This window comes from Thalassovita taeanensis (genome assembly GCF_900110775.1).
Classification (GTDB): Bacteria; Pseudomonadota; Alphaproteobacteria; order Rhodobacterales; family Rhodobacteraceae; genus Litorimicrobium; species Litorimicrobium taeanense.
Window position 1 is genome coordinate 42759 of sequence record NZ_FOEP01000017.1, and the last position, 24057, is coordinate 66815.

At 60.6% G+C, this 24057-nt stretch carries 22 protein-coding genes; 17 read left to right on the plus strand and 5 right to left on the minus strand.

The genetic code is table 11. From position 1 onward, the window contains the following. Positions 1-92: 92 nt before the first annotated feature. The 17 genes from BSF79_RS17290 to BSF79_RS17370 all read left to right on the plus strand — a co-directional run bounded on the left by BSF79_RS17290 (position 93) and on the right by BSF79_RS17370 (position 16856). The gene (locus BSF79_RS17290) at positions 93-371 is read left to right on the plus strand and encodes a VirB3 family type IV secretion system protein (RefSeq protein ID WP_090271086.1); all 279 of its coding nucleotides are present in this window, start codon (positions 93-95) and stop codon (positions 369-371) included. After that, positions 361-2739, plus strand: coding sequence for a VirB4 family type IV secretion/conjugal transfer ATPase (locus BSF79_RS17295; protein WP_090271087.1), 2379 nt, complete (start codon positions 361-363; stop codon positions 2737-2739). The genes BSF79_RS17290 and BSF79_RS17295 overlap by 11 nt, the downstream gene beginning before the upstream one ends. Next, complete coding sequence (locus BSF79_RS17300) at positions 2736-2945, plus strand: hypothetical protein (protein ID WP_090271088.1); 210 nt, start codon at positions 2736-2738, stop codon at positions 2943-2945. Before BSF79_RS17295 ends, BSF79_RS17300 begins: the two co-directional genes overlap by 4 nt. Next, on the plus strand, positions 2942-4054 hold the full coding sequence (locus tag BSF79_RS17305) for a lytic transglycosylase domain-containing protein (RefSeq protein ID WP_090271089.1): 1113 nt from the start codon (positions 2942-2944) through the stop codon (positions 4052-4054). Before BSF79_RS17300 ends, BSF79_RS17305 begins: the two co-directional genes overlap by 4 nt. Next, positions 4051-4821, plus strand: a complete 771-nt coding sequence (locus BSF79_RS17310; protein WP_090271090.1) for a type IV secretion system protein — start codon at positions 4051-4053, stop codon at positions 4819-4821. Before BSF79_RS17305 ends, BSF79_RS17310 begins: the two co-directional genes overlap by 4 nt. Continuing rightward, complete coding sequence (locus tag BSF79_RS17315) at positions 4818-5252, plus strand: hypothetical protein (protein ID WP_245776441.1); 435 nt, start codon at positions 4818-4820, stop codon at positions 5250-5252. The genes BSF79_RS17310 and BSF79_RS17315 overlap by 4 nt, the downstream gene beginning before the upstream one ends. Next, positions 5253-6266: a TrbL/VirB6 family protein gene (locus BSF79_RS17320; protein ID WP_090271091.1), complete on the plus strand. Its 1014-nt coding sequence runs from the start codon at positions 5253-5255 to the stop codon at positions 6264-6266. A gap of 17 nt (positions 6267-6283) precedes the next feature. Continuing rightward, positions 6284-6964, plus strand: a complete 681-nt coding sequence (locus BSF79_RS17325; RefSeq protein WP_090271092.1) for a VirB8 family type IV secretion system protein — start codon at positions 6284-6286, stop codon at positions 6962-6964. 5 nt (positions 6965-6969) lie between these two features. After that, entirely contained in the window at positions 6970-7704 is a 735-nt protein-coding gene (locus tag BSF79_RS17330; protein WP_090271093.1) for a TrbG/VirB9 family P-type conjugative transfer protein, read from the plus strand. A gap of 2 nt (positions 7705-7706) precedes the next feature. After that, positions 7707-9131, plus strand: coding sequence for a TraB/TrbI/VirB10 family type IV secretion system protein (locus BSF79_RS17335; protein WP_090271094.1), 1425 nt, complete (start codon positions 7707-7709; stop codon positions 9129-9131). Continuing rightward, a complete protein-coding gene (gene virB11 / locus BSF79_RS17340) occupies positions 9131-10108 on the plus strand; it encodes a P-type DNA transfer ATPase VirB11 (protein ID WP_090271095.1) in 978 nt (325 codons plus the stop codon). Before BSF79_RS17335 ends, virB11 begins: the two co-directional genes overlap by 1 nt. A gap of 39 nt (positions 10109-10147) precedes the next feature. Next, entirely contained in the window at positions 10148-10366 is a 219-nt protein-coding gene (locus BSF79_RS17345; RefSeq protein ID WP_090271096.1) for an integrase core domain-containing protein, read from the plus strand. Positions 10367-10582: 216 nt separating this feature from the next. Continuing rightward, complete coding sequence (locus BSF79_RS17350; protein WP_090271097.1) at positions 10583-11881, plus strand: metallophosphoesterase; 1299 nt, start codon at positions 10583-10585, stop codon at positions 11879-11881. A gap of 8 nt (positions 11882-11889) precedes the next feature. After that, positions 11890-12975, plus strand: coding sequence for a GTPase-associated system all-helical protein GASH (locus BSF79_RS17355; protein WP_139246482.1), 1086 nt, complete (start codon positions 11890-11892; stop codon positions 12973-12975). A gap of 17 nt (positions 12976-12992) precedes the next feature. Beyond that, the gene (locus BSF79_RS19590; protein ID WP_139246483.1) at positions 12993-14036 is read left to right on the plus strand and encodes a TRAFAC clade GTPase domain-containing protein; all 1044 of its coding nucleotides are present in this window, start codon (positions 12993-12995) and stop codon (positions 14034-14036) included. Continuing rightward, complete coding sequence (locus BSF79_RS17365; RefSeq protein WP_090271100.1) at positions 14033-14905, plus strand: TRAFAC clade GTPase domain-containing protein; 873 nt, start codon at positions 14033-14035, stop codon at positions 14903-14905. Before BSF79_RS19590 ends, BSF79_RS17365 begins: the two co-directional genes overlap by 4 nt. Further along, positions 14895-16856 carry a GAP1-N1 domain-containing protein gene (locus BSF79_RS17370; protein ID WP_139246484.1) on the plus strand — a complete coding sequence of 654 codons (1962 nt, stop codon included), beginning with the start codon at positions 14895-14897 and terminating at the stop codon, positions 16854-16856. Before BSF79_RS17365 ends, BSF79_RS17370 begins: the two co-directional genes overlap by 11 nt. A 235-nt stretch (positions 16857-17091) precedes the next feature. On the opposite strand, the gene BSF79_RS17375 is transcribed toward BSF79_RS17370, so the two are convergent. The 5 genes from BSF79_RS17375 to BSF79_RS17390 all read right to left on the minus strand — a co-directional run bounded on the left by BSF79_RS17375 (position 17092) and on the right by BSF79_RS17390 (position 23250). Further along, the gene (locus BSF79_RS17375; protein WP_090271128.1) at positions 17092-19005 is read right to left on the minus strand and encodes a type IV secretory system conjugative DNA transfer family protein; all 1914 of its coding nucleotides are present in this window, start codon (positions 19003-19005) and stop codon (positions 17092-17094) included. Positions 19006-19019: 14 nt separating this feature from the next. Continuing rightward, on the minus strand, positions 19020-20960 hold the full coding sequence (locus BSF79_RS17380) for a relaxase/mobilization nuclease domain-containing protein (RefSeq protein WP_090271102.1): 1941 nt from the start codon (positions 20958-20960) through the stop codon (positions 19020-19022). Beyond that, positions 20953-21687 carry a helix-turn-helix domain-containing protein gene (locus BSF79_RS17385; protein WP_245776443.1) on the minus strand — a complete coding sequence of 245 codons (735 nt, stop codon included), beginning with the start codon at positions 21685-21687 and terminating at the stop codon, positions 20953-20955. Before BSF79_RS17385 ends, BSF79_RS17380 begins: the two co-directional genes overlap by 8 nt. A gap of 411 nt (positions 21688-22098) precedes the next feature. Continuing rightward, positions 22099-22275 carry a hypothetical protein gene (locus tag BSF79_RS19860; RefSeq protein ID WP_175545370.1) on the minus strand — a complete coding sequence of 59 codons (177 nt, stop codon included), beginning with the start codon at positions 22273-22275 and terminating at the stop codon, positions 22099-22101. Positions 22276-22911: 636 nt separating this feature from the next. Continuing rightward, the gene (locus tag BSF79_RS17390) at positions 22912-23250 is read right to left on the minus strand and encodes a DUF736 domain-containing protein (RefSeq protein WP_090271103.1); all 339 of its coding nucleotides are present in this window, start codon (positions 23248-23250) and stop codon (positions 22912-22914) included. Positions 23251-24057: the final 807 nt, after the last annotated feature.

Below are 24057 nucleotides of genomic sequence, written 5' to 3' on the forward strand. Positions count from 1 at the left end.
CCTTCGGTGGGTCCGAACGCGTTGTGCTGCGCAAACGCTGCCTCGGTTCGGGTTCCAGACACTCCTTTTGAACTAAGCAAAACAGGCACCTAATGGCCCAACAATCCCCCCTCTTTCTGGGTCTCGCCCGTCCGCCCAAGTATCTGGGTCTCCCCGTCGGATACCTCGTGGTGCTGGCAAGCGGGGTCGTTCTGCCGTTCATCTGGACGAAGTCGATGGTCTTCTTCCTGATCGGTCTGGTCGCCTATCCGATCCTCTGGTTCGTCGCTGACCGGGAGCCGCATTTCTTCGAGGTACTGCGCGTTTCCTACGGCTCAGTCCGCCCGACGAAGAACCGAAAGCTGCACGGAGGCGACAGCTTTGGCGCTTGATGCAGGCACGCTTTCCACTGTTGGGCCCGCCCTGCGTCAAGCAGGCGGCGGTGACTTCGCGCGCGAAAGCTATCTCGCGGAGCACCTGCCGTACTTCGCCTTCGCCGGTGACGATGTGATGGTGCTGCGCGAGGGGGACCTCATGGCGACCCTGCGCCTCGACGGGCTCAATCCGATGACCAGTGAGGACGCCCGGCTCGATGCGCTCAAACGCGCGGTCGCGGCCATCGTCGCCCAGACCGGCAATGCCTTCGGCTTCTACATCCACCGCATCTCCGTACCCCAGGATCTCGGGATGCGCCCCATCGAGGGTGACAGCTTCGCCGCCGCGATCGACGCCCGTTGGCAAGCCCATGTCAAAGACCTGCGCCCGGCCAAGCGCCAGCTCTATCTTAGCGTGATCCGGCGGCCTGATATCTCGGCCCGTATTCCGCTCCTGCGCGCGCTGGCCCGCAAGGCCTGGGTCAAGGATCGCGCGACGCGCCTGCAGGAGCTGAACGAGGTCACGGGCTTCTTCGAGGTGGCGCTCGCTTCCGCCAACCCTGTGCGGCTCACGAAGTCGGGCGGTGAATGGCTGGGCTATCTCAATACGCTGAACGCGGGCAGCTTCTCCCCGATTGCCTTCGGGCAAAGCGCCCTGCCCCTCTCGCACACCCTGAGCAACTGCCGCGCGACCTTTGAGGGCGACGTCGTCACCCTGACCGACGCCGTGACCGGTCAGGTCAAATACGGCGCGCTCTTCTCGATGAAGACCTATCCGGCCCTCACGGATGTCACGCTCCTCGACGCGCTCGACCTGCCGCTCGACATCGTGCTGACCAACTCCTTCAGCCCGATCCCGAACAACATCATGGCCGAACGCATCCAACGGATCATCCGCCAGATGCATGCCTCCGACGATGCCGCCGTTTCCTTGCGGGAACAACTGGGCCAAGCCGCCGACGACCAGGAAGCGGGCCGCATCGCCTTTGGCGACCATCACCTCTCCATCGCAGTCTATGCGCCCGACCGCGACACGCTCGAACGCGCCGCAGCCCAGATCAAGCGGGTGGGCCAGGAGATCATGTCGGTGATCGTGCGCGAGAACATGGCGCTGAAAGCCACGTATTTCGCACAGTCGCCCGGCAACTTCGGCTACCGCGCCCGCAAGACGCCGATCTCCTCGATCAACTTCGCCGACTTCGCGGCCCTGCATGGCAGCGTCGAGGGGCGTGGTCCTGACCAATCCCCCTGGGGCCAAACCATCTCCGTGCTGCCGACGGTCGGCACCTCGGGCTATCGCTTCAATTTCCACGAGGCAGGCAACCCGGGCAAGGAACCCACGGTCGGCCATACGCTCGTGTTGGGACGCACCGGCACCGGCAAGACACTGACCACCGCCTTTCTCGCGGCGCAGGCGCAGCGGGTCGGCGCACGGCTTTTCTTCTTCGATAAGGATCGCGGCCTCGAAATGGCTGTCCGTGCGCTTGGTGGCCGCTACAATGAAATCCGGGCAGGCGTGCCCACGGGCTTGAACCCTCTCGATACCGAAATCGATGAACGTGGCCGCGCATGGCTCTCGGACTGGCTTGCGACGCTTCTCACGCGGAGTGGCACACTGACGGGCGAGCAATCCCGCCACATCCAAAGCGCGGTCGGCCAGAACGCCGATGCGGGTGCGGCGCTGCAGCGCTTCGCCAGTTTCGAGACGCTGTTCCAGTCGCTAGATGACGACGGCGAGCTGCAGTCCCGCGTTGCCGAATGGGCGCCAGGCGGGCGCTACGGTTGGGTCTTCGACGAACCCGAGCGCGGGGCGGGCCTCAAGCTAGCGGGTGACATCATAGGTTTCGACATGACCGAGATCCTCGACATGACCACTGAGCGCATGGCTGTGCTCTCCTACATCTTCCGCCAGATCGAACGCGTGGTCGAGGACCGCCGCCCCACCATCATCGTGCTCGACGAAGCCTGGAAGCTCCTCGACGATCCGTATTTCGGGGCGCGGCTTGAAAACTGGCTGGTGACGCTTCGGAAGATGAACTGCGTCGTGATCATGATGACGCAATATCCGAGCCAGCTGCGGGATAGCCGCGTCGGCAAGACCATCGTCGAGACCGTCCCGACCCAGATCCTCTTCCCGAACGACCGTGCCACCATCTCGGATTACGACTTCCTGCGCGTGAACGCCAAGGAGGCCGCACTCCTCGTGCAGCCCACCATCGGCCAGCGCATCGCGCTTGTCCGCTCGGCGGGTGACAGCGTCTTCGTCGATGCCGATCTCTCCGCGCTCGGCGAGTCGCTTCCCATCCTTGGCGGTGGTGCCACCGGCGAGGCCCGCGTGCCCGCCGATTGGCGCGCCAATCCCGATTTCTGGAGACATGTGATATGAGTTCTAAACCCCTCCTCGCACTTTGCGCCACCGCAGGCTTGCTGAGCGCGTGCGAAACCTACACCGAACAGACCTCGCCCTGTTTCGGACGCAACGGCGCGCCGCAGGTGACGCGGTCCGCGTTTTCGGTCTCTACCATGGGCGCTCCGGTTCAGGACACGGCAAAACCCGACTGCACATTCGAACTCCTGCCCCGTCCGGAATGAGCCGCGCCGCGATCATATCCGCCGGGCTCTGCCTCGGCCTCAGCGCCCTGCCCGCGCTCGCCCAGGGCGTGCCGACACAGGATAATTCCGCGATCGGTCGCGCCATCGCACGGGTGACGGCGCTCGCCGAGGATCTGGGCGTCCAACAGGACAAGGATCGGACGGAGTCTACGCTGGCGGACGTGCAGGCCGACCAGCTGCGCGTTCTCGAGGAGATGACCGCCGCGATCACCGGCCCAGGCTTCGATATTCGCGCGCTCGAGGGCAATGCGGATTTCGGGGTGGCGGCGGTCTATCCCAATACCGATCCGAACCCGATGAACAACCGCCTCTTCGGCGAGGGCCGGGAGACGGTCGAGATGATGATCGTCGAGGTCGCGGGCGAATTCGCAGGTGCCCCCGGTGTGGTCCGCGCCGGTCTCTCCGCCACCCAGTGGCGGTGCCTCTTCCAGGCCCTGCTCAAGCAAGAGAGCCGCTTCAATGTCGCAGCCGTTAGTCCGGTCGGGGCCTATGGCTTGACCCAGCTCATGCCTGGCACCGCCTCCGATCTCGGCGTCGACCGCTATAACGTGGAAGATAACCTGCGCGGCGGGGCGCGCTACATCACCACACAACTCAACCGTTTCGGCAACATCCCCCATGCGCTCGCGGCCTATAACGCGGGGCCGGGACGCGTGATCGAATACGGCGGCGTGCCGCCCTTTGCCGAGACCCAAGGCTATGTGCGCAACATCTCCAAGTTTTACAATGAATATCTCGCCGTCGTAGGCGGGGCCGACGCGCTCGGCACGCTCTCGCCCTCGGACTTTGCCCTCGCCGAATATGCCAGCATCTCCGAGGCGGGCGTCTATTACGCCGCCGACAGTTCGGCGACCACCGAACAGGTGATCAACCGCCTGCGCGCGATCATCCTGCAGATCGACGCGCAACCCAATGCCAAGGCGGCCTGGGAACTCAACACCTACGCCAAGGCCGAGATCGGCCGCATTCTCAACCTCCGCGTCCGGCTGATGGCGGCGAACCAGCAGCGCGAGGCGGCCTATGCCCAACACCTCGTCGCCGACCGGCTGGCCGAGCGCGACTTCATGCAGATGGGAGTTCCCGAATGAGACGATTTTTTCTGCTGACCGTAGCCGCGGTCACCACGCTCGGGGTCTCCGGCCCCGCCACGGCTCAGGGCGTGCCGACCTTCGATGGCTCACAGCTTGGCCAACTCGTCGCCCAGCTCGAACACATGGCCGAGGATCTGAATGTCCAGATGCAGCAGCTCGCCACGATGCGGCTGGAACTGGAAACTCAACTGTCGCAGCTCACCAACCTTGAGGCGCAACTGACCTCGCTGATCGAAGGCAGCGGGCTGGGTGAACTCTTCGCCACGGTCGAAGAATTCCGCGCGCTGCGGGGGAAGCTGGTGGCCCCGCTCAATACCGCGCAGTCGCTCGCGAGCGGCGATTTCCTGAGCGGCTTCAATCCCGGCGCGGAACTGTCGGCCTCGGTCGAGCGGGTGCTTTCGGGCAGCGGTTTCACCTCGGAACGCCTGAGCACGCTCTCGGGCTCTGACCAGCCTGCCGACAACCGCATTGCCACCTCGGCCGGGGCCAGCGCCATGCTGTCGGTCGCCGCGCAGGAAAGCCATGAAGAGGCGGGCCTAAGTCTCGAGCGCTTGGAAGTGATGGTTGGCAAAATCGACGAACAGGACGGGCTGAAGGCCGCCGTCGATCTCAACACCCGCGTCACCGCCGAGCTTGGCATCATCCTGACCCAGATCTGGCGGCTGGAAGCGGCGCAAGGCGTCAGCGCCGGCCAGCTCGGCGTTGTCGATGCCGCGACCCTCGCGGATGAGCGCAAGTTCCGCTCGATGGCGGTGGATCCATGAGGAGGCCCAAGCTCACCCCGAGCCGCTTCACCCTGATGGAAGCCGGACTTCTGAGCCTTTCGCTTGCACTGCCGCTCGGCCTCCTTGTCTTGCCCGACGCGGCATCAGGTCAGGATCGGCCCTTCAGCTCGATGGCCATCGCGCGGGACGGGGCCGATGAATGCCGGGTCCCGAAACCGCCCGCAGACCTGGCCGAGACCGCCTATCTCCGCAACGGCTACCGCGCGATCCTGCGCATCCTGATCGCCGAAGAGGCGCTCGCCTCGGAGAGCTGCACCTGCCTGCTAGACCAGTTCACCTGGGATCAGGCGCTCACCGCCCTGCCCCGGTTCCAGACTTCAGACAATCCGCGCCTGCCGTTCAATGTGCTGGAGCTCCACGCAAAAGCCGATGCGATCGAGGCACAAGTCGCGGAGGTCTGTGCAGAATAGATGGGCGTTATTCGCGACATCCTGAGCCAGGTCGATGCGGCGGTGAACACCGTGGCGCAGGACGGTTTTGTTTCGTCGGCGGCCTCCGTGGGCAATGTCATCTCGGCGGGTGCAACGCTCCTTGTCGCGCTCCTCGGGATCAACGCGGTGATGCAGCTGCGCCCTCTGCCCTTTGGCACCGGCTTTGCCTTCGGGATGAAGATCGCTCTGGTGGGGATCTTCGCGCAGAGCTGGGACAATTTCAGCGTCATCTATGGCGTGGTCACGGACGTCCCCGACTCCATCGGCGCCTCGATCCTGGCGCTTACCGGCTCTGGCGATGAGGTCGGGGTTTACGCGAGCCTCGACAACATGGTCGCCCGCATCACCGCCTATGGCGATACGATCGGCGACCGCGCGGGCTGGGTCTTCGGCGCGGTCCTGGGTGCGATCTTCTTCGTCCTTTCCGCCGCTTTCGCCGCCGTCACCGCCGGGATCATCGCCTTCGCCCGCATCGTCTTCGCGCTGATGATCGTGATCGCCCCCTTCATGATCGTGACCTCGCTCTTCAAACCCACCCAATCGCTCTTCGAGGCCTGGACCCGCGCCACCATCGGCTACGCACTCATGCCGGTCGCCGCGGCCGGCGCCGCAGGCATCATTGTTGCCATCGCCGAGGCCATCGGGGACGCCTCCGCCGCGCCAAACGATGTGGAGACCGTAAGCCTCATCCTGCCCTTTCTCGTGATCCTGATCCTGAGCGCCGGGATCATGGCCTCGGTGCCCTACATCGCCTCCAACCTCACCGGCGTCGTGGGCATTGCCTCCAACGCCGTGGGCCTCACGGGCCTTGCACGTCAGGGCTTCGTGAACACGCGGGAGTACGGCACCGGCGCGACCGCGCGCCTCGCCACCGGCAAATCCCCCCACGAGCTGAACCAGATGGCCAACGCAGGCGTGGTGAAAACCGGCGAGATGATCCGGCAAAGCCCTGGCGCGCTTCTCTCCGCCGCCAAGGCCTTCCGCAAACCCTGATGTGAAAGACGACTGATTTGAAGAATCTTGTGACCAGTTCTCCCGCGCCTGACCGCGACGCTTTCGAAGCGGATTTCATCTACGGGCCAAGGCGGCGTGAGCGCTTCGCCTGGTTCGTCGCGGCGGCAGGCGTGCTGGTCGGCGTGGCCGGCATGGTCGCGGGTGCGAGCCTCTTTCCCCTCAAATCGACCGAGACCTTCGTGGTCGTGGTCGATAAGGAAACCGGCGAGATGGATCGGGTCGCCGCAGTTCAGGCACTGACGCTCTCGGAAAGCGACGCCATCATCCAGGCCAATCTCGTAGCCTATGTGGATGACCGCGAGACCTATGACCTGACCGATGGCGAGCAACGCATCAACTCGGTGCTCGATCGTTCGGGCGGCGATGCCGCGCGCACGCTGCGCGATCTCTGGTCCTCCACCAACGAGGACTACCCGATCACCGTCTATGGCCGCGACGCCAAGATCGAAGTCGTGATCAAATCGGTGAACCAGATCGAGCGCGGCGTGGCCCAGGTCCGCTTCACCCGCACGCTGCGCCGTCCCCGCGACACCCGCACCGTCACCCGGTCTTACGTCGCAACCGTCGGCTACGACTTCCAACCCGAAACCCGCCAGCGCCTTCAGGACGTCTGGGCCAACCCCTTGGGCTTCGTGGTGACCTCCTACCGCGTCGACGCCGAGACCCTGGAGAACTGACCAAGATGAAATCCCTGCCCGCGCTCCTCACCACGTTTCTCCTAGCGCTTGCTCTTCCTGTTGCAGCCCTCGCCGAGGCCACGCCGCAAGGCGGCCCGCTCGACATCCGCATCCGCACCGCCGTCTATAACGAAAACCAGGTCTACCGGATCGAAACCGATCTCAGACATTCGACGACGATCCATTTCGGGGCGGGGGAACGCTTCGAGGCGGTGATCGTCGGCGACACCGAAAGCTTCCAGGTCGACCCGATCCCGGAGCTCGGCAACGTGCTGACCATCAAGCCGCATGTGGCCAATGCCTCGACCAACATGACGGTGATCACCAACCGCCGCACCTATTCCTTCCATTTGCGCGAAGGTTCGATCCCGAACCGGACCGGCATGTTCTTCGAAATCCGCTTCCGCTACCCCGATGAGGAACGCCGCGCGGCGGGTGCTACCCAGCCCAAAGGCTTCGAGGCACCGCGCAACTATAACTACCGCGTCTCGGGCGAGGGGGATTTCCGCCCCAGCCATATCTACGACGACGGGCGCTACACGTACTTCGTCTTCCCGGAAAACGCCCGTCAGCCCGCCCTCTTCAAGGCCGATGACCAGGGCCGCGAGCGCACGGTCAACTGGACGCAGGCAGGCAACACCGTCCGGGTGCTTGGGGTGAACACCTACTGGACGCTGCGCATCGGCGATGAGGCGATCTGCGCCTGGCGCGACGAAAGCGCGATCTATGTGAGCAACTGACCATGGCCGATCAAACCCCTCCCGACCTTCAGAACCGCCTCGATCAATTCAGCCAACGCGGTAAATCCAAACGCCGGGGCAACAGTCTCGGGGTTGCTGCGCTCGCCGCAGCCCTCGCCTTTGGCGGGGCTGGGGTGGCGTATTTCTTGGCCACCGGGTTGCAGGAGGGCGACAGCGCGCTTGAGACCTCCGATGTCGAGACCTTCCAGGACCGCCGCCCCGGCACCGGCGGGCGGCTGGAGTTTCCACCCGACGAGACCGAGCAACGGGTCAATGACGCACTGATCGCCGTCGAGGAAGCGCTCGATGTGCCCGCCGTCCCAGCCCCGGAACCAAGTGCCGAGGTATTGGCCGAGATCGCCAAGCTCCGCGAGGCGCTGGCCGCCAGCCAGGCCGCGCGCGACTCGGAGATCCAGTCCGCTGTTGCCGACCTGCGTGAAGCCTTCGACGAACAGAAGGCGGCGCTTGAAGCGACTCTCGCCGCCAAGGAAGTCGAGCTGGCCAACCTGCAGCGCCAGACCGAGACCCGCATCGAAGGCCTGCAGGCCATGCTCGATGCCGAACGGGCGCAGCGTGAGGGGCTCGAGGCCGAGCTCGACCGCGAAGGGCTGATTGCGGATCGGCGTCTTCTCGAAGAACGCCGCCGACAGGAAGAGGAACAGCGTCAGCGCGAGGCTGAACGGGTCGCCGAGGAGCTTCTGACCGCGCAAATCAAATCCCCCGCCGTGGTCTATGCCGACGGTCCGCGGGGTGGCCAAAGTGGCGCGGCGGTGGCCGATCCTGCTGCCGCTGGCACTGGCGGGCCAGCCCTCTCGGGCAATGAGCAGTTCCTGCAGAGTGCGCGACCGCTCGAGGTGCAGGAGGCCGCCCGCCTCACCCATCCCGAGCGCACCCTGACCCAAGGGTCCGTCATCCAGGCCGCGCTCCAGACCGCCATCAACAGCGATCTGCCGGGCTCCGTCGTCGCGGTCGTCTCCGAACCGGTCCCGGCGTTTTCCGGGGACCGGATCCTGATCCCCCGGGGCTCCCGCCTTTTTGGCCAATACCGCTCCGGGATCGAGATGCACCAGAAGCGCATCCTTATCCTCTGGACCCGCGTGCTGACACCGGACGGCACCTCGATGGAAATCGCCGCCGTGGGCGGAGACCAACTCGGCCGCTCGGGCCTGACCGGTCCTGTTGACACCAAGTTCGCCGAGCGCTTCGGTGGGGCGGCGTTGATTTCCGTGATCGGGGCGGCACCCGCCGTGGCGGCGGAGAGTGCCAGCAATGAAACCACCAGCATCGTCTTGGGCGATGTCGGCAGCGATCTGCAGGACGCGGTCGGGTCCGTCATCGCCGATCAGGTCTCGATCACACCCACGATCTATGTCGATCAGGGCGCCTCGGTCACCGTGCTCGTGGATCGGGATGTGGTGATTTACTGATGGAGCAGGCGTCACCAGCCTCATACCTCGAGCGCTATCTCGACCCGTTCCGCGACCTTCTAAGGCGTGACGACGTGGTCGAGATCGCGATCAACCCGGACGGCAAGGTCTGGCTCGAGGTCGCGGGCGACGCCACCATGCGCCACGAAGGCCAGACCGTGGACCGGACCACAGCCCACAACATGGCCCAGACCATCGTCGGCGATGCCAAGGCCCGCGTCTCTGAAAAGAACCCCCTCGTCTCCGGCAAGGTGGAATATGCAGGCCGCCCTCTCCGGGTCCAGGTCGCCGTACCGCCCGCCATCGATCGCGGGGCCTCCATCACGATCCGCCTCTTCGCCTCGGGCAGCGTCCGGGACTATGCCCCGACCTATCTCTTCGGCAAGGCCGTCTCTCTCGATACCCTCCGCGCCGAGAAGATGAAAAACATTGCCTCCCTCGCCGAAGAAAACCTTGAGGCCGCGCTACAGACCTTGATCGAGGCCCGGCTCAACGTCCTGATCAGCGGCGGCACCTCGACCGGCAAGACCACCTTCGCCCGTCACCTCCTGACCCATGTGAGCGAGCACGAGCGGCTCATCACTATCGAAGACGCCTTCGAGCTGTTCCCAGGACAGCCGAACACCGTTGCCCTCCTGGCCGACCGCAGCGCCGGGTCGCAACGCAGCGCCAACGCCCTCTTGCAGGCCTCCCTTCGCATGCGCCCCGACCGGATCATCGTCGGCGAGCTGCGCGGTGCCGAAGCCCTGACCTATCTCGAAGCGATCAACACCGGCCACGGCGGGTCGGTCTCGACGATCCATGCCGAGACCGCCGAACTCGCCATCGACCGGTTGGCGATCATGGTGCTGCAGGCCGGGACACCGCTGACTTTCGCCGAGGTGCACGAGTACATCCGGAAGTCGATCGATGTGATCGTGCAGCTTGGGCGGGCCGAGGGGAAACGGGGGATTACGGAATTCTATTTGCCAGGCTGATATCTACTTCCTACAAGATGCGCAGATTCCGCTTAATCGTTGGGGCCGCGAGAATACGACCTTGGTCGGCGGAAAGCGGAAGTGTGCTGCGAGGGTTTCAACGCCCACTTCAGGGACGAACTGCTCACCGGCGAGATCTTCACAACGTCGCGAGAGTCTCAAATCTTAAACGAACGATGGCGTCGCCATTATGATACGGTCGAATCGCACAGCGCTTTGTGTTGCTGCCCGCCAACGCCAATAGCATTGTTTCAATAGACCAAAGACTTACCATGGCCTACTGTACAGACTGGACCACTTGGTGAGGGTATTCCAGCGTGATCGGCAAATAATCGAAACACTGCAAACCAATTTAGGGGGCTTAGCGGTAAAAATGCGCGAACAGAACATAGCATACGAAGCGTTGGATGCAATTCCTGCACAGTTGGCCTCACGTCGATGCTTTAGCATGACACAGCAATCAACGGTCTTGATATGCTGATCCTGCATCTTTCAGATATTCACTTCAAGAACGGCGAAGCGGGTTCGCCCATGGATCAAGACCACCATGTACGCACCGTTCTGCTGCGTGATCTTCGCCAACAATGCGAAACAATAGGTGCGACACCAGACGTAGTTCTTGTATCAGGCGACATCGCCTATGCAGGTGATGCAGACGAATACGATTTCGCCCAAAAATGGCTTGAACAAGTCTGCGAGACGGCTGGGTGCGATACGAGCACTATAATGGTCATTCCAGGCAACCATGACGTTCAGCAAACCATAACCAAAAAACACTTAGTTCAAGCTATTCACAATGACATTAAAGCGACCGCAGATTCGAAGCTTCTGCCAGGGAAGCTCGCCCAGCTTCTCAACGATGAAGACAGTCGTGATTGGTTATATCGGTCAATTGAGAACTACAATGATTTTGCAACACAGTATTTTTGCGATCTACTGCCTCCCGACAGAACAACAGTCGAACGGCGCTTTGAGCTGAACGACGGGTCGACCCTTTGCATCACCGGCCTGAACTCCGCGTTTGTCTCAAGTCAAAACGATAAGGAAAGATCGCTTTATGTTGACCCGTCCGCGCAAAGAATAACTCATGAGGATGGGGTGACGCATGTGGTCATGTGCCACCACCCGTACAATTGGCTGGCGAATGGCCAACAACTTGAAGACCATTTGAACGTAGTTTCAAAAATCCAGATCTTCGGCCACGAGCATACCAATCGTGTAGTATTGGGCCGCGACTGGATTAGAGTCGCTGCAAGCGCAGCGCATCCCGATAGGCGAGAGGATGGCTGGGAGCCGGGTTACAATCTTCTGGAGCTATCAGTCGATACTGAAAGCAACAAACGTACCCTCGATATAAAAGCTCATATCAGAGTCTGGCAAAATCGACCGACGCAGTTTGTCCCTAAAATGGACGGAGCTGCTGATCATTTCAGTCAATCGATTGCCTTGGAGGCTTGGACCGCTCCCCAAACGCCATCAAAAAGTGATAACGTGGCTGAGGCTTCGCCGGTTCCGGACGGAACGGTGATTGAGGAGGACGCCTCCATGACTTCGTTACGAACACTCAGCATCCGGTACTTCAAACTAACTTTCAGCAAGAAGCTGGAGATTGCGGGCAGCCTCGATCTCTTTGAAGAGGCGGACACCAAGCTGCCCGACCACGAACGCTTCCGTCGGGTCTTGCTCCGGGCTCGTGAACGCGATCTACTTGATGAACTCAAGGCCGCAATTGATGCAGCCACTCCTGCAAAACTACCGGAACAAGAACAATGAGGGCAGACATGCAGCAACTCGAACTTGCAGATTGCTACGGACATGCGGGCCTTTCGCCTGACGCCGCAAACATCCCGCTACGCATCGAACCATTTAAGACGATTGCGGCGAATCTAACGCGGCCGCAGATCATCGACGCTGTGCGTGCGTATTTTGGCCTGCCAATGCGCAAAGACACCGGATGGCTTTCGGATCCGATATCAGAGGCTGATGAAGCCTTTTCGATGGTTACCAACAAAAATGAAATAGCCATTCTAGCAATGGCCCTTATTGCTCACCAGATACGAGAGGAGGACGATCAGTTTACAGCACTGGTCTTCCTTGTCGCAAATGCCTTTGGGCACCGCAAAGCAGAGGTCTACCCTCAATTTGTCGAAATCATTAAGGCTGCGGCGAACGACTTGGCACTTTCAACCCGTAGCTCGCTCGATATCAAACTGATCCGTGCAAAATCCTTGAACAAAGACTTAGGTGGCTCAGCGGAAGAACTCGTTCCGCAGAATGACTTTCCCAGCTTCAATCGCGTTCTAAAAGAGCTCAATATCGATGGCCACGAGATGGTCAAACATCTTGCTCAGCAAATGAATACGGCGCTTAGCCCAATGAAGTCAGAGATCGCCAGACTGCGTGAAGAAACGGACATGTTGTGGTGGTTAGTTGGTGGCGAGAGCCGCCTTGTTGATGAGTCATACGCAGACATGAAACCAGGGCGAGCAGCATTTCTAATCGGATCAGAGCTTGCCAAACTGTCTCGTACACACCTCGGTCCAAGAGCAGGGACGTTTCTCATGAACAAGGCGCTCCGCGAGGGTCGAACTGACAAGCCGTCGAAAATCAAGATAGAAGCTATCCCCAAACTGTTTACCCTTGAAGAATTATCGGACGTCACTCCCAACAGCACGATTGCTGATGTTCGAGATTTATGCAGCGTCAACAATGCGATTTCCCGGGCAAGCGAAGTTGGCTCTCAAACCGCATGGAAAAAAATGTATGGAAATGACGGAAGCCTGTCAGAAACAGCTGCCTTTTCGCCGAGTGAGCTAGCCAATCAGAGTTTCCGCGAATTCCTTCTCCTGAACGCGCTTTCAAGCTGAGCGGGGGGAAGGACGTTTTGGAAGATCAAATTTGTAGTAATCCTGACTGCCAAATTGGTGAGAATGGCTCCTGTCTTCAGGGTCATAACCCGGTGAAGTCGTGTCCGAACTTCGGGAAACCGGCTGTGAAAGCTCGTCCGGCCGATAGCACTGAAACGGATGAGGCCCCTATTTCAGAGGAGACTAAGTCTGCCAAGGTACGTCTGCCGAGGGGAGAACCTTTCACGCAAGAAGACGTGAATGTGCATTTGCTCAAACGACCGGCTCAAATGGTTGCGATCGTAGGTGACACCTCCAGTGGAAAATCAACTCTCATCTGTTCAATTTATGCTCGATTTCACCGAGGTCCATTTGCTGACCGTGTCTTTGCGGGTAGTGGTACATTGACAGCGTTTGAGGAAGTTGGTCACTACGCGAGAGCAAGTTCAGGGATGGATCGCCCAGATACACCTCGCACATCTCTTTCTCAGGGTCTTCAGTTTTTTCACCTTGCGACATCGCCTGCAAATGAGCCGACACAGACAGCCGACCTCTTTCTTTCCGATCGTGCCGGAGAGAGCTACAGGGAAGGCCTCGACACGCCCGCACATTTGTACGACCTACAAGAGATAAGGCTCGCAAGAACCGTCGCAGTGTTGATTGATGGTGCCCGCCTTATACGACCGGAAGAACAGCATGAGGTCCTCGATACTGCCCGCCAGTTGGTGCGCGCCATGGTGGATTCAGGTACGCTTTCGACAGCACAGCACCTCCAAGTCATCCTGACCAAACGGGACGACATCGAAAGAGCAGGTAACGTAGAACAAACCGTCGCGCGAGTTCAAGCAACAGTCGAGCGGATTGCTCAGGATTTTGGGAACCGTCTGGCGTCTGTGACACTTTTCGAGATCGCAGCGCGCGATCCGCAAAGCCAGTTTGAACAAGCACATGGTTGTGACGTTCTCCTTCAGTCTTGGCTCAGCGCGAAGGAGCCGGACCCAGTTCGCGTCCCGCCGATCAAAGCAATCAATACAAGGTTCGATCTTCTCGCAGAAAACCGAGAATTCGGAGAGATCTCATGAGCCAAAAACAGCACGTTATACTTGGATACCCGGACTCTGGCAAAACAACCTTTCTGGCTGCCCTTTGGCACATCCTAGATGCTGGCAGTGCTTCATCGATCCTTCTCGATAAGATTTCCGGTGACGTACGATACTTAAATGAAATCAAGCGAATCTGGTTGAAGTGCGAGCAAGTTCCGCGAACGCTCACCTCAAGTGAGGAACTGGTTGAAATGCATGTTCGCGATGCAACGACCAGCAACAGGTCCGTACTTCGGCTGCCCGATTTCTCAGGTGAGACGTTCCTGTCACTTATTGCCGATCGCGAGTGTGAAGAGGATTTTGTGTCGATCCTCCAGGACTCGGACGGCATTCTGTTCTTCGTCAACGCGGATCGCGCGAACGATGCGCTATTTGTGACTGACTTCCACTTCCCAGATGAAGGTTCTGAACCCGAGCAAGACATAGCCTCCGAACGAGGCGAGGCTGCCGAATCTGATAGAGTTGTAGATTTTGATCCGCGCAGAATGCCCGAGCAAACCCGGATCATTGATATCTTACAGATCTTACAGGCACCGGTTCTCCGGAAAGGACGCCGTAGGCTCGTTATTGCGATCTCGGCATGGGACGTGGTCGCGGCTGACGAAGTTGAACCGTCAGAGTGGCTTGCGCGTGAGATGCCTATGTTGGCGCAATATCTCGAAACCAATTCAGAATTATACGATGTTCGCCACTGCGGGATATCTGCGCAAGGAGGGTCATTCGAAGGAGCGGCACGAAATCAGCTCCTCGCTGTCGATCCCGCTAACCGGGTGCAGTGTCGCTGGGATGAAAAAACTACGAATGACATTACACTTCCATTGACTTGGCTGAACGACGATGACGCGTAGTGCATCATCTAGCCAGCAATCTCTGCGGATCGAACAGTTTCTTTTTGGGTACGACCGCGGCCACACGTTGTTGGCAAGCAGCGAGACTTCGTCGAAGAAACTCGCGACATCCCTCTTAGCAGACACAGACTGGGACCCGCGTATTGAAACCGGCACGGAAAGCTATTTGTCCGGCCGCCCTGTTGCGGGTGAAAAACGCTATGCCCTAATGAAAACTTGGCGTGCACCAGAGATGCCGCGTCCTGGTTGTGTATGGACCCACGTTCTTCTTTTGGATGACGCCGACCTATCTCGTATTACCCAGCTAAATAGTATCCTTGCAATGTTCCATAAGCCAAAGGAGGTTGGGGAATACCGCGACTTTTCAGAGCATCTAGAACTGAACCTTTCGGCGGGTTCGCACGATATACAATCAATCAACCCGGAAACTATTTTTGATTTGGTTGTACGCACGTATTTTGAGGCAGATAAAAGATTGGTGCTGCGATCTTCGAAAGACATGGAAGCAGCCATGCTTGCTTTGTGGTCCCAACAGTGGCCTGCATTGCGACGCCAGTTTTCATTTCGGCTCGCTCCACTTACTGGGCAAAAACCGCGTTCAAAATCTAACTTCGATATCGAGTTCGCGACTCCTAAATCCAAGGAAGAAAGAGAATTCGGGCCATTAGAACATGCAATCATTTCTAAAATTACCAATGACGTAGCCGAAATTTTCCCCACTCATTTTCGGCGATTTCTGTGGCGTTATGGCGCTGATACTGAAAGCAAAAATGGAGATTTGGTCAAGCTTGCGCAGCTATATGAACTCCTTTTCTCACATGAGAGCGGCGCCTTGGACACTGATCAAACTCTGTCAAGAATTGTGCACTGGTATCCGTCGCAAGAGGTGGCTGGACTTCTCAAGCGAGAAATCATGCAACCTGCAGCTGCTGAGTTTTCCGTATTGCCCGACCTCGATCAGTTTGAAGTACTACAAGCTATAACCAGTATGCCAAATTCGAACGCGCTGCCCGATCCAGAGCCAGTGGAAAAGTCGACGGTGCAGACCTGGATCACGGCTCATCCTACCGAGTTGGCCGCTTTGCTGTCGAAGGAAGCAAGTCGCAAAGGACCCTTTGCGGAGAGCCTGTTTGATGGAATTACACCCAAAAAGAACGCCGACTTTCTCTGGGATCTTCTTAAAGATTCAGAAGCTGCGTTCGTGCGAGCATCCGGTCGTTCAATAGAGCATCTTGCGGATAGCCGCGTAAACACCCTCAGCGATGAGGCCCTGCTGTCACTGCTTCAAGAGAGTCGGGCGAAAAAGCCGTCGATTGCGAAGCTTGTTCAATTCATTATTGGCCGAAATCACTCCGGTCTTGTCGAAATGGTAGCCGATTGTGCTCCAGAGGCAGTTACTGCATCTGTGATTGATGGCGTTTCGGCCTCACCATCGAAAGCGTTACCGGACATCGGGGAAACTTGGACCGAGTACGTTAGGAACCGACCAGATTGGATCATCCATTATGCAAAAAATACGGCAAAGAAACGGTCGCAACTACTCGCCTGCCGCTACCTTCTCAATGCTGACAAGCGCCACGTGCCGATCGCTGTTTGGGCTGAGCGCTTAGAGGAAACCAAAGACGACCTCTCGAGCTCTACCGCATTGGATTTTCAAGTTTTCTTGCTCGTTCAGGCCTTTCACGAACCTTCCGATGGTTCTCAAGTTCTAGTGAACGACGCTTTCGATGCAGTTTACGAGGCGCTTCTAAATCGAAATTTGGCGTGGCGCACCGAGAATTACTTGACCGATTATCTGCCGAGTATCGGCTGGTACAGCAACTGGGACAAATGCTTAAGACTTCAGATAGCGGTTGTCGCACTTTGGAAAGGGTTAGGTCTGCCGAAACGCACATTGCAGGAGATGACAAGAAGCGAGCGGTTGAAGGAAGAACTGTACGCCTTGTGGTAGCATCAGCTAGCTACCGGCAGCGCCGAAGGAGTTTGTACGCTGTAAATTCAATCAACGTCTGCCTCAGGGAGGCCGGTCGGAGGTTGCATGAAAGGCAGCTCGTCTCGCGTTGAGTGAATTCGCAGCTCAGTGGGTTTTGCGAGTGCAGCGAATATCTCCTATATCGGGTCGCGCTGAAACATGAAAGATGGACGCTGGATGTTTCCTTTGGGCCGATCGAGTCATGGTCAGGCCTTCACCCACCCAACAACTCCTCGATAAAATCTTCCTGCCGGTCGAGCGCCGCTTCCCATTCCTTCGGCACCGCCGCTTCCCGCTCGAGCTTCTCGGGCTCAGGCTGCCCGCGCCCGCCCTCGAGCGCCATCACGCTCATCGCCCGCGCTTCACGGCGTTGCGAACGATCCCGCACAGGCGCGCGTTCTGCAGGTTTCCGCGATTCACCCTCACGGGCATCGTCATCAGCGTCGCCACTCCACGGCCCCACCCCCTGCACGCTCGGCGGGTACGGGAACGCCTTGCCCTCCTGCCGGGCCAGCATCTCCTTGAAGAACGGATCGTCGTAATACTTGATCCGGCTCGCCTTGATCGGGTGTTGCGGCGAGGCAAGGATGATGACCTCGTCGGGGTCCATTAGGCGCGCCTCTGTCTCCGACAGGAGCGGCCGCTCTTCCAGCCGGGCCGAGGTCGAGGTCGCGCCAAGGAAGCCCTTGTTGCGGCCATACATGCGGGTCACGGCCTCGCGGGTTGTACTGCCGACGGCGGCAGAAACCTCTCTTACCGTCCGCTGATCACGTGGCGTGATGTAGAGCTTCAGCCCTGCCCCGTTCTCGAGGCTTTCGCGGCCTTCGGGGCCATAGATCCGGTCAAGCGAGGCCAGCGACTGAGCGATCATCGCGACGCGGCCGCCATAGCTCGCCAATGAATGGATCGCACGTTCGAGATAGGGCATCGCCCCCATCTGCTGGAATTCGTCGATCATCATCATGACCGGCCAAGGCTCGTCCGGGCCGGGTTCGTTCAGGCGGATCGACGCGATGAGATCAGCGAACATCAGGCGCAGGAGCGGCGCCAGGGTCGCGATGTGATCCTCGGAGACGGCGATGTAGAGCGACTGCGGTGTCTTCCGGAAGGTCGAGAAATCAAAGTCGCTCGCCTCGGTGGCCGAGCGGACCGCCGGATTGTCCCATTGCTTGAGGCCGGCAGTCATCAGCGCCTGGATGTTCGAAGTGAGAAGCCGCGACGAGGCTGAGGCCGCATTGGTCCAGAGCTCGCGCAGGATGTCTTCTTCGGCCTCGTCGGCATAGGTCTTGTACTGGGCGTTCTTGTATTCGCCCCCGGCGACGATCTTGTTCACCTCGCCAAGGTTCGGCGTGCCGCGCTGGATGGCCAGCAGGCAGGCCGCGACAAAGATCGACTTGCCAGCCTCAGAGAAGGTGTCGAGCTGCTTGTTGTCCTTGTCGAGGAAGAGGTCGGCCAGGATCGACACCTCGGTGAAGCGCTGCGCGAAGCTCGGGGCCTTGGCGATCCGGGCGAGCGGATTGTAGCGGTGCGTGGCGTTGGCCCAATCGAAGGGGCTGAAGCGATAGACCTCGTCGCCGTTGAGCGCCCGCAGCCGGGCGGTCTTCTCGAAGTTCTCACCTTTCACGTCGAGCACCACGACCGAGCCCGCGAAGCTCAGAAGGTTCGGGATCACGAAGCCGACGCCCTTACCCGCACGGGTCGGCGCCACCATCATCACATGGGGGATGGTGGTCGAGGAGATGAACTCGGGCCTAGAGCTCGGCGCGCCGAGCTTGCCGCAGACGAAGCCCTTGCCGGGGGCCTGCAGCATATCGTTCTTCTTCAGCTCCGCCTTTGTCTGCCAGTGAGCCGAGCCGTAATCGTCGCGCTCCTTCTTCCACGTCCAGGCCAGCGCCAGCGCACCGAGGCCAATCGCCCCGAAGCCGACAGCGCCAAACCCCACCTTGAAGGCTTCGGGGTGCGCCGCGCGGGTGCCGGCGCTCGCCTTCCAGAGCGCCAGCATGTCGAAACTCTGAAACCCGGTTTTCAGGGCTAGGGTCAGATAGAAGGCGGCGACGATGGTGCCGATGACGGCGCCGCAGATCACGCCGAAGAGGAGCGCGGCCCAGAGAGGAAGTGTCTTGGTCATGCTGGTCATCCCCTTCAGAATTCCATCTCGTCATCGAGGCCGCGGTCTAGTGTTTTGTTTCGGGCAAGATCACGCCCCAACTCCTGGGCCTCTTGCTGGCCGCGCAACCGCGCCACCTCCGTCGCCTTGTCCTGCTGCAACCCGGCGGCGCGGTCGGTGAAGACCTGATCGCCGGTCTCCTCGAAGGTCATCTCCAGGAATTCCTGCGTGACGGTGATCTGGTCGAGCTTGCTCGGCAGAGCCGCATCCAGCACCTCGTAGTTGCCGCGCCGAAGTTCGGCCAAGCCCTCCTCACCCAATTCCTTGAAGAGCTCGGATTGCAGGGTCCGCTCGACGGTCGCTTCCTGTTCCTCGGTGAGCTTGCCATCTCGCAACATGTCGGCGAGGTCCTGCAGGTAGGGATTGGGCGTCCGGTCGTCTTCGTCGATGAGGGGCAACGTCGCCTCCTCCTCGTCCGCGAGGGTCCGACCGATCTCGACGCCCAGTTCCTTGGCGCGTTCCATCAGCGCGTCCATCACGCCGTCGACCTTTTCGAGGGCGGCATCGATCTGGTCGTCACTCGCGGTCTCCACGCTCAGGCCGTCCTTGGCCAGCACCGCGTTCATGTCCCGCTCGACCCAGTCCTGCGCCATGCCGTAGTTCCGCGTGCCGCCGGCACTGATCCGCGCCACCAACTCTTCGCTATCCATCCCGAACTCCTTGGCCCGCGCGAGCACATCGCGCAGCCCATCGTCATTGCCGGACTGCAGCGCGGCGATCAGCACCTCGCTGCCCGCCCCCGGCGGATAGGGTTCTTCGAGCTGCTTGCCAAACCGCGCGCGCAGGTCTGGGTCCGGCACCATCTGCGAGAGGTCCGCAATGATCGGCGCGGCCTTGGCCTCGAAGGCGGCGCGCTCGGCCGGGTCCAGTTCCTCGGTCTTGAGCCTGAGCGCCTCGATCGTGCGCTCGGAGTAGTCGATCGCATCACCGACGGTCTTGATGTCCTTCATGTCTATCTCTCCTTCGGTGAAGTTCCAGGGCGTGCCGGAGCCGAGACCGTCTGCCATGCCGCGTACGGCACGTGCCATGTGACGCTGGTCCATCCGGTCCAGCAGGTCGGCGAGGTTCTTGTAGTCCTTGGCGAAGCCCACGACCTGCGCCTGCGCGATGGCGGATTCCTGGGCCGTCATGACGATCTCGCGCGGCAGGCGGGCCTCTTCCTTGGCGCGGTAGATCTCTTCGATCCCGGCGGGTTTCTCGAAGATACCTCGCTCGAGCCGGGTGGTGGCGTCGAGGATCACACCATAGCGTTCCGCGATCTCGGCCTGCTTTTCGCGCATGAGCTGCGGCGACATCACACCCTCAGCCCAGCAGGAGAACCAGGTGCCGTTTTCGACACCGCGGTTGTTCAGGATGATATGGGTATGCTTGTGCGCCCGGTCGTCATGAACCGCGAGGACATAGTCCCACTGGTCGCCGTATTCGCCGCTCTCGAAGAAATGCTCCGTCCAGTCCATCGCGATGTCGCGGACTTGGGTTGCCGTCACGTCGGTCGGGAAGGACAGCAACATGTGTGAGGTGAAACCGAGCTTGGTCGAGCCGCGCCAGGTCCCGGCCCAATCCTCGATGATGTCCTCTTTCTGCTCTTCAGAAAGGACCGCCGCATCGGTCAGCGCATTGGTCATCGTCGAGTAGGTGTAGACCGCCTTATCGTTGATGTAGGAGATCTGCGCCCCGAGCGAGGCACGCGTCTTGCAGCCCCCTGCCCGGATCCGTTTGAAGACCGCCGCGCGGCTCTGGCCCGAGGCCGCCTTCAGCGCGTTGCGCGCCGACAGCGATCCGACGCGCGCGAAACTCCGCCCCTGCCGACGCCCCGCCAGCCGCGCGTCGATCCGCGCCGCGGCCTGGCCCCGGATGCGCTCATCCTCCCAGAGCCGCCCCATGACCGAGGCGTAGAGGGCGAGCGGATCAGCCATTGCGCACCAGCCTTAAACCGCCGCCTGTCACGGGCGAGCTGTCCTCCAGAACCGCGCTCTCCGTCCCCTGCCCCTCTTCCTTTTGCGGTCCCTCCTGATGACGTAGCGCCTGTGCCGCATCCTTCATCCGGCCCAAATCACGGCTCATGGACTGCGCCAGATCAAGGAGTTCGATCAGCACCGAGCGGTCCGCCTCCGAAACCTCCAGCCGACCACGATGGACCGCCTTGGCGAGCACCAATCCGGCGTCGCTCACATCCTTCGCCTGACGCCACGCGGCGCAAAATTCCGCGACCAGATCACGGGGTACGTCGAGGAAACCGCACCGTCCGCGCAGCACCGCGTTGAGTGCCTGGGATCGGTTGGCAAAGCCCCGTTCACGCCACTCCGCGTCGAAAGCGTCCAGCTCGGATCGGCTGGCCCGGAACGCCACTGTCTCGCTCGGATCGCGCACCGCGATGCCCTCGCCCGCCTCCTCTTTCGCGAGCCGGTTCACATGGCGCGGAGAGATGCCGAACGCCGCCGCCAACTCCTTCGCACTCTCGCCCGCCGCGAAGCGCCGCGCCACTTCGATGCGCTCTTCAAGCTTCAGGTTTTTCGCTGGTCTCGACACTAGGGCGTTCTCCCGCTTCCGGGAAAATGATGCATGCTCCGCCGCGCGCGAACGCGATTGCTCGCTATCGCGTTCGCGCGCGGCGGAGCATTCAGCTTTGCGGGAAACGCCCATGACAGACCCCTCGGACAAAATGTGCAAACATTGGCCATATCCTGCCAACGTCTTTCTTCTCTCCTTCGCTTATATCTCAATACGTCACATTGCGCAATATTGCTTTTTGCATGATGTGTCTTTTTGAGAGCGTTTGGGAACGCTTTCAAAGCCCCCGTGCAGCGCGACACGGATCAAGCCCAGTGGTCACTGATGCGTGGAAGGAGAGGGGAACAAGCTGCCGAAACGGGTGCCTAAGCAGCACGTGACGACAGGCAAATCGAGCGCCCGAACCGGTTACGGATCGGGTGCCATGTACACGAAAACTGCCCGCGCTCGAGGGCGCGAGTCACGCCCTATGAGGGCGTCACGAAGCTTTTGAGAGACCGTGTCAGACCCCTGCGGATCTGAAGACCCGCAGGGGTATCTGGGTCAGTGACCCATTACGTCAGTGCGCAGGCCGTCGTAGCGGCTGCGGGCGATCAGCGCCTCGGTCTCGAGGCTGTCGAGCGTCTCGGGATGGGCGTCTTCATCGAAGGCGGCAAGGTAGGCCTCGAAGGCCATGTCGGCTTGCAGTTCGGCGAGGTCGATGGATTGTTCGAGTGTCATGATGTGATCCGGCCCAACGATCGTCGCCCAAACGGATCGTGGAAAAGACCGGGGGCATGAGAGCGGGCTGCACCCGGCACGGGGCGGAATGAAATGGAGCACGCCGGGGGCAGGTTTGTTGTGAGCGATGCCCCGCAGCGCGTAAAGCGCATCAGCCGTCCAGAAACCTGCCCCCGGCGTTGCCGTCCGCTCGACCCCGGGCTAGCGATCTCTAAGGCCAACAGGTCGACGGAAAGGCGCGCGGCGGTGACCTTCACGTGAGACGTTGCCCTGGGATGCATGACGATGATTTGCGATTTCGTTGCCTGCGGCACAGGGCGAATTCGCCGCCCCTGGGAGCCTCGCAAAGACACCCCTGGGCGGGTTGCTCGACTGCCGGAAGGGGTGCGCTTGGCTCGCTAAATGGGCTCCCAGTTCTCACTGCTGACTTTCGGTTTCGCCTCTGGCTTGCACGATCAACGCCGTCACTGAACAGAACTATTGAAACCGCATCTGCGACTTATCCAGTCTGACTACCCGACTCTATGTCCACGTCCGAAATATCCGGCATCCTTCGGACACCGATAGTGCGCCGGTCGAGGGCTAGTTCCCCGGAACGAGAAAAAGCCAGACCGCCGAAGCGGTCTGGCCGTTAGCTTAGGCGGCGTCTTTGGGCCCCCAGGGGATAACGGCCTGCAGGGACAGATCGTCCTGGTTCGCCGCCTTGCCGAGGTTGGCGTTGAAGCCGTGGTCGCGGATGGTCAGCGTGAAGTAGTCCGCGCCGGTCTCCTTGTTCTGCTTCTTCCAGATGCCGCCGCACTCGACCAGCTTTCCGCGCGGGGAGCGGCCGAGGACGCGGTGCGTCGGGGCCATCGGGTTCGCGCTCGCGACGGGTTCGACCGTGATGTCGAGGTCGAAGGTCAGGGTCGAGATGGAGCCTGTGCCCTTGGCGGTTTCGATGTCGACGCTGGTGAATTTGATGCAGTTCGTGGTCATTGCTCTTCTCCTTGTTTGCGTTGCAATGATGGTCACCTTGCAGCTGGCCAAGGCCCGGCCACACCGAAGGCGAAGCGCAGCGGAGAGGGGCAGGCGCCGGTCTTTTTGATGCGCGAGGAATGACCCACCTTTGGTCTTTGGTGGGTCAGGGGAAAAAGATCGGCGACAACCTTTGTGGACGGGACGACAGCTGCGACCAACATGTCATGCAACTCAGACATCGGGAGAAGTGCGGTGGCCATGAACGAAAGTGGAGGAACAGCTGAGAGAGATGCCAGGGGCGGCGTCATTTCTGCCCTCTCGCCCCGAGCCGTACCCGGACGAGTTAGAGCTTTGCCGAGCCCTGCCCAACGTGTCGCGACGGCTAGCATCTGTGGCAAAGCGATGTGTGTCATCAGGCTGGCCATCCCCAAGAAGACCGTCGAGGCATCTGCATTTGGCGCGGTTCATCCGGGCGTCGAACGGAACAGACAAGCGGTCGCGATAGCTAGCTGTTTCATGCATCGCGCTGATTCCCGGCCCTCTGCCAGCTACGACCAATGCAATCCGGTGGTCGTCGAACATCGTTTGCAGCCGGTAATGACGGCGCAGAATAGCGTATCGGGCAAAGCGAGGACTATCACCGGCTGGGACTCGCGGGACGAGGCCATTTAGACACCCCCCCGCCCCAGCGACCGTTACCGGAACGGCCGCGATGAAGCGTTGCCACGACCATGCGACGGCTGGTCGGGCTGGCTCCGGAGGAGAGTGCCCGGCCAGCAGCACGTCGCAGGGAGAGGCGACGTTTCAGCTCGGGGAGGGCGGCTG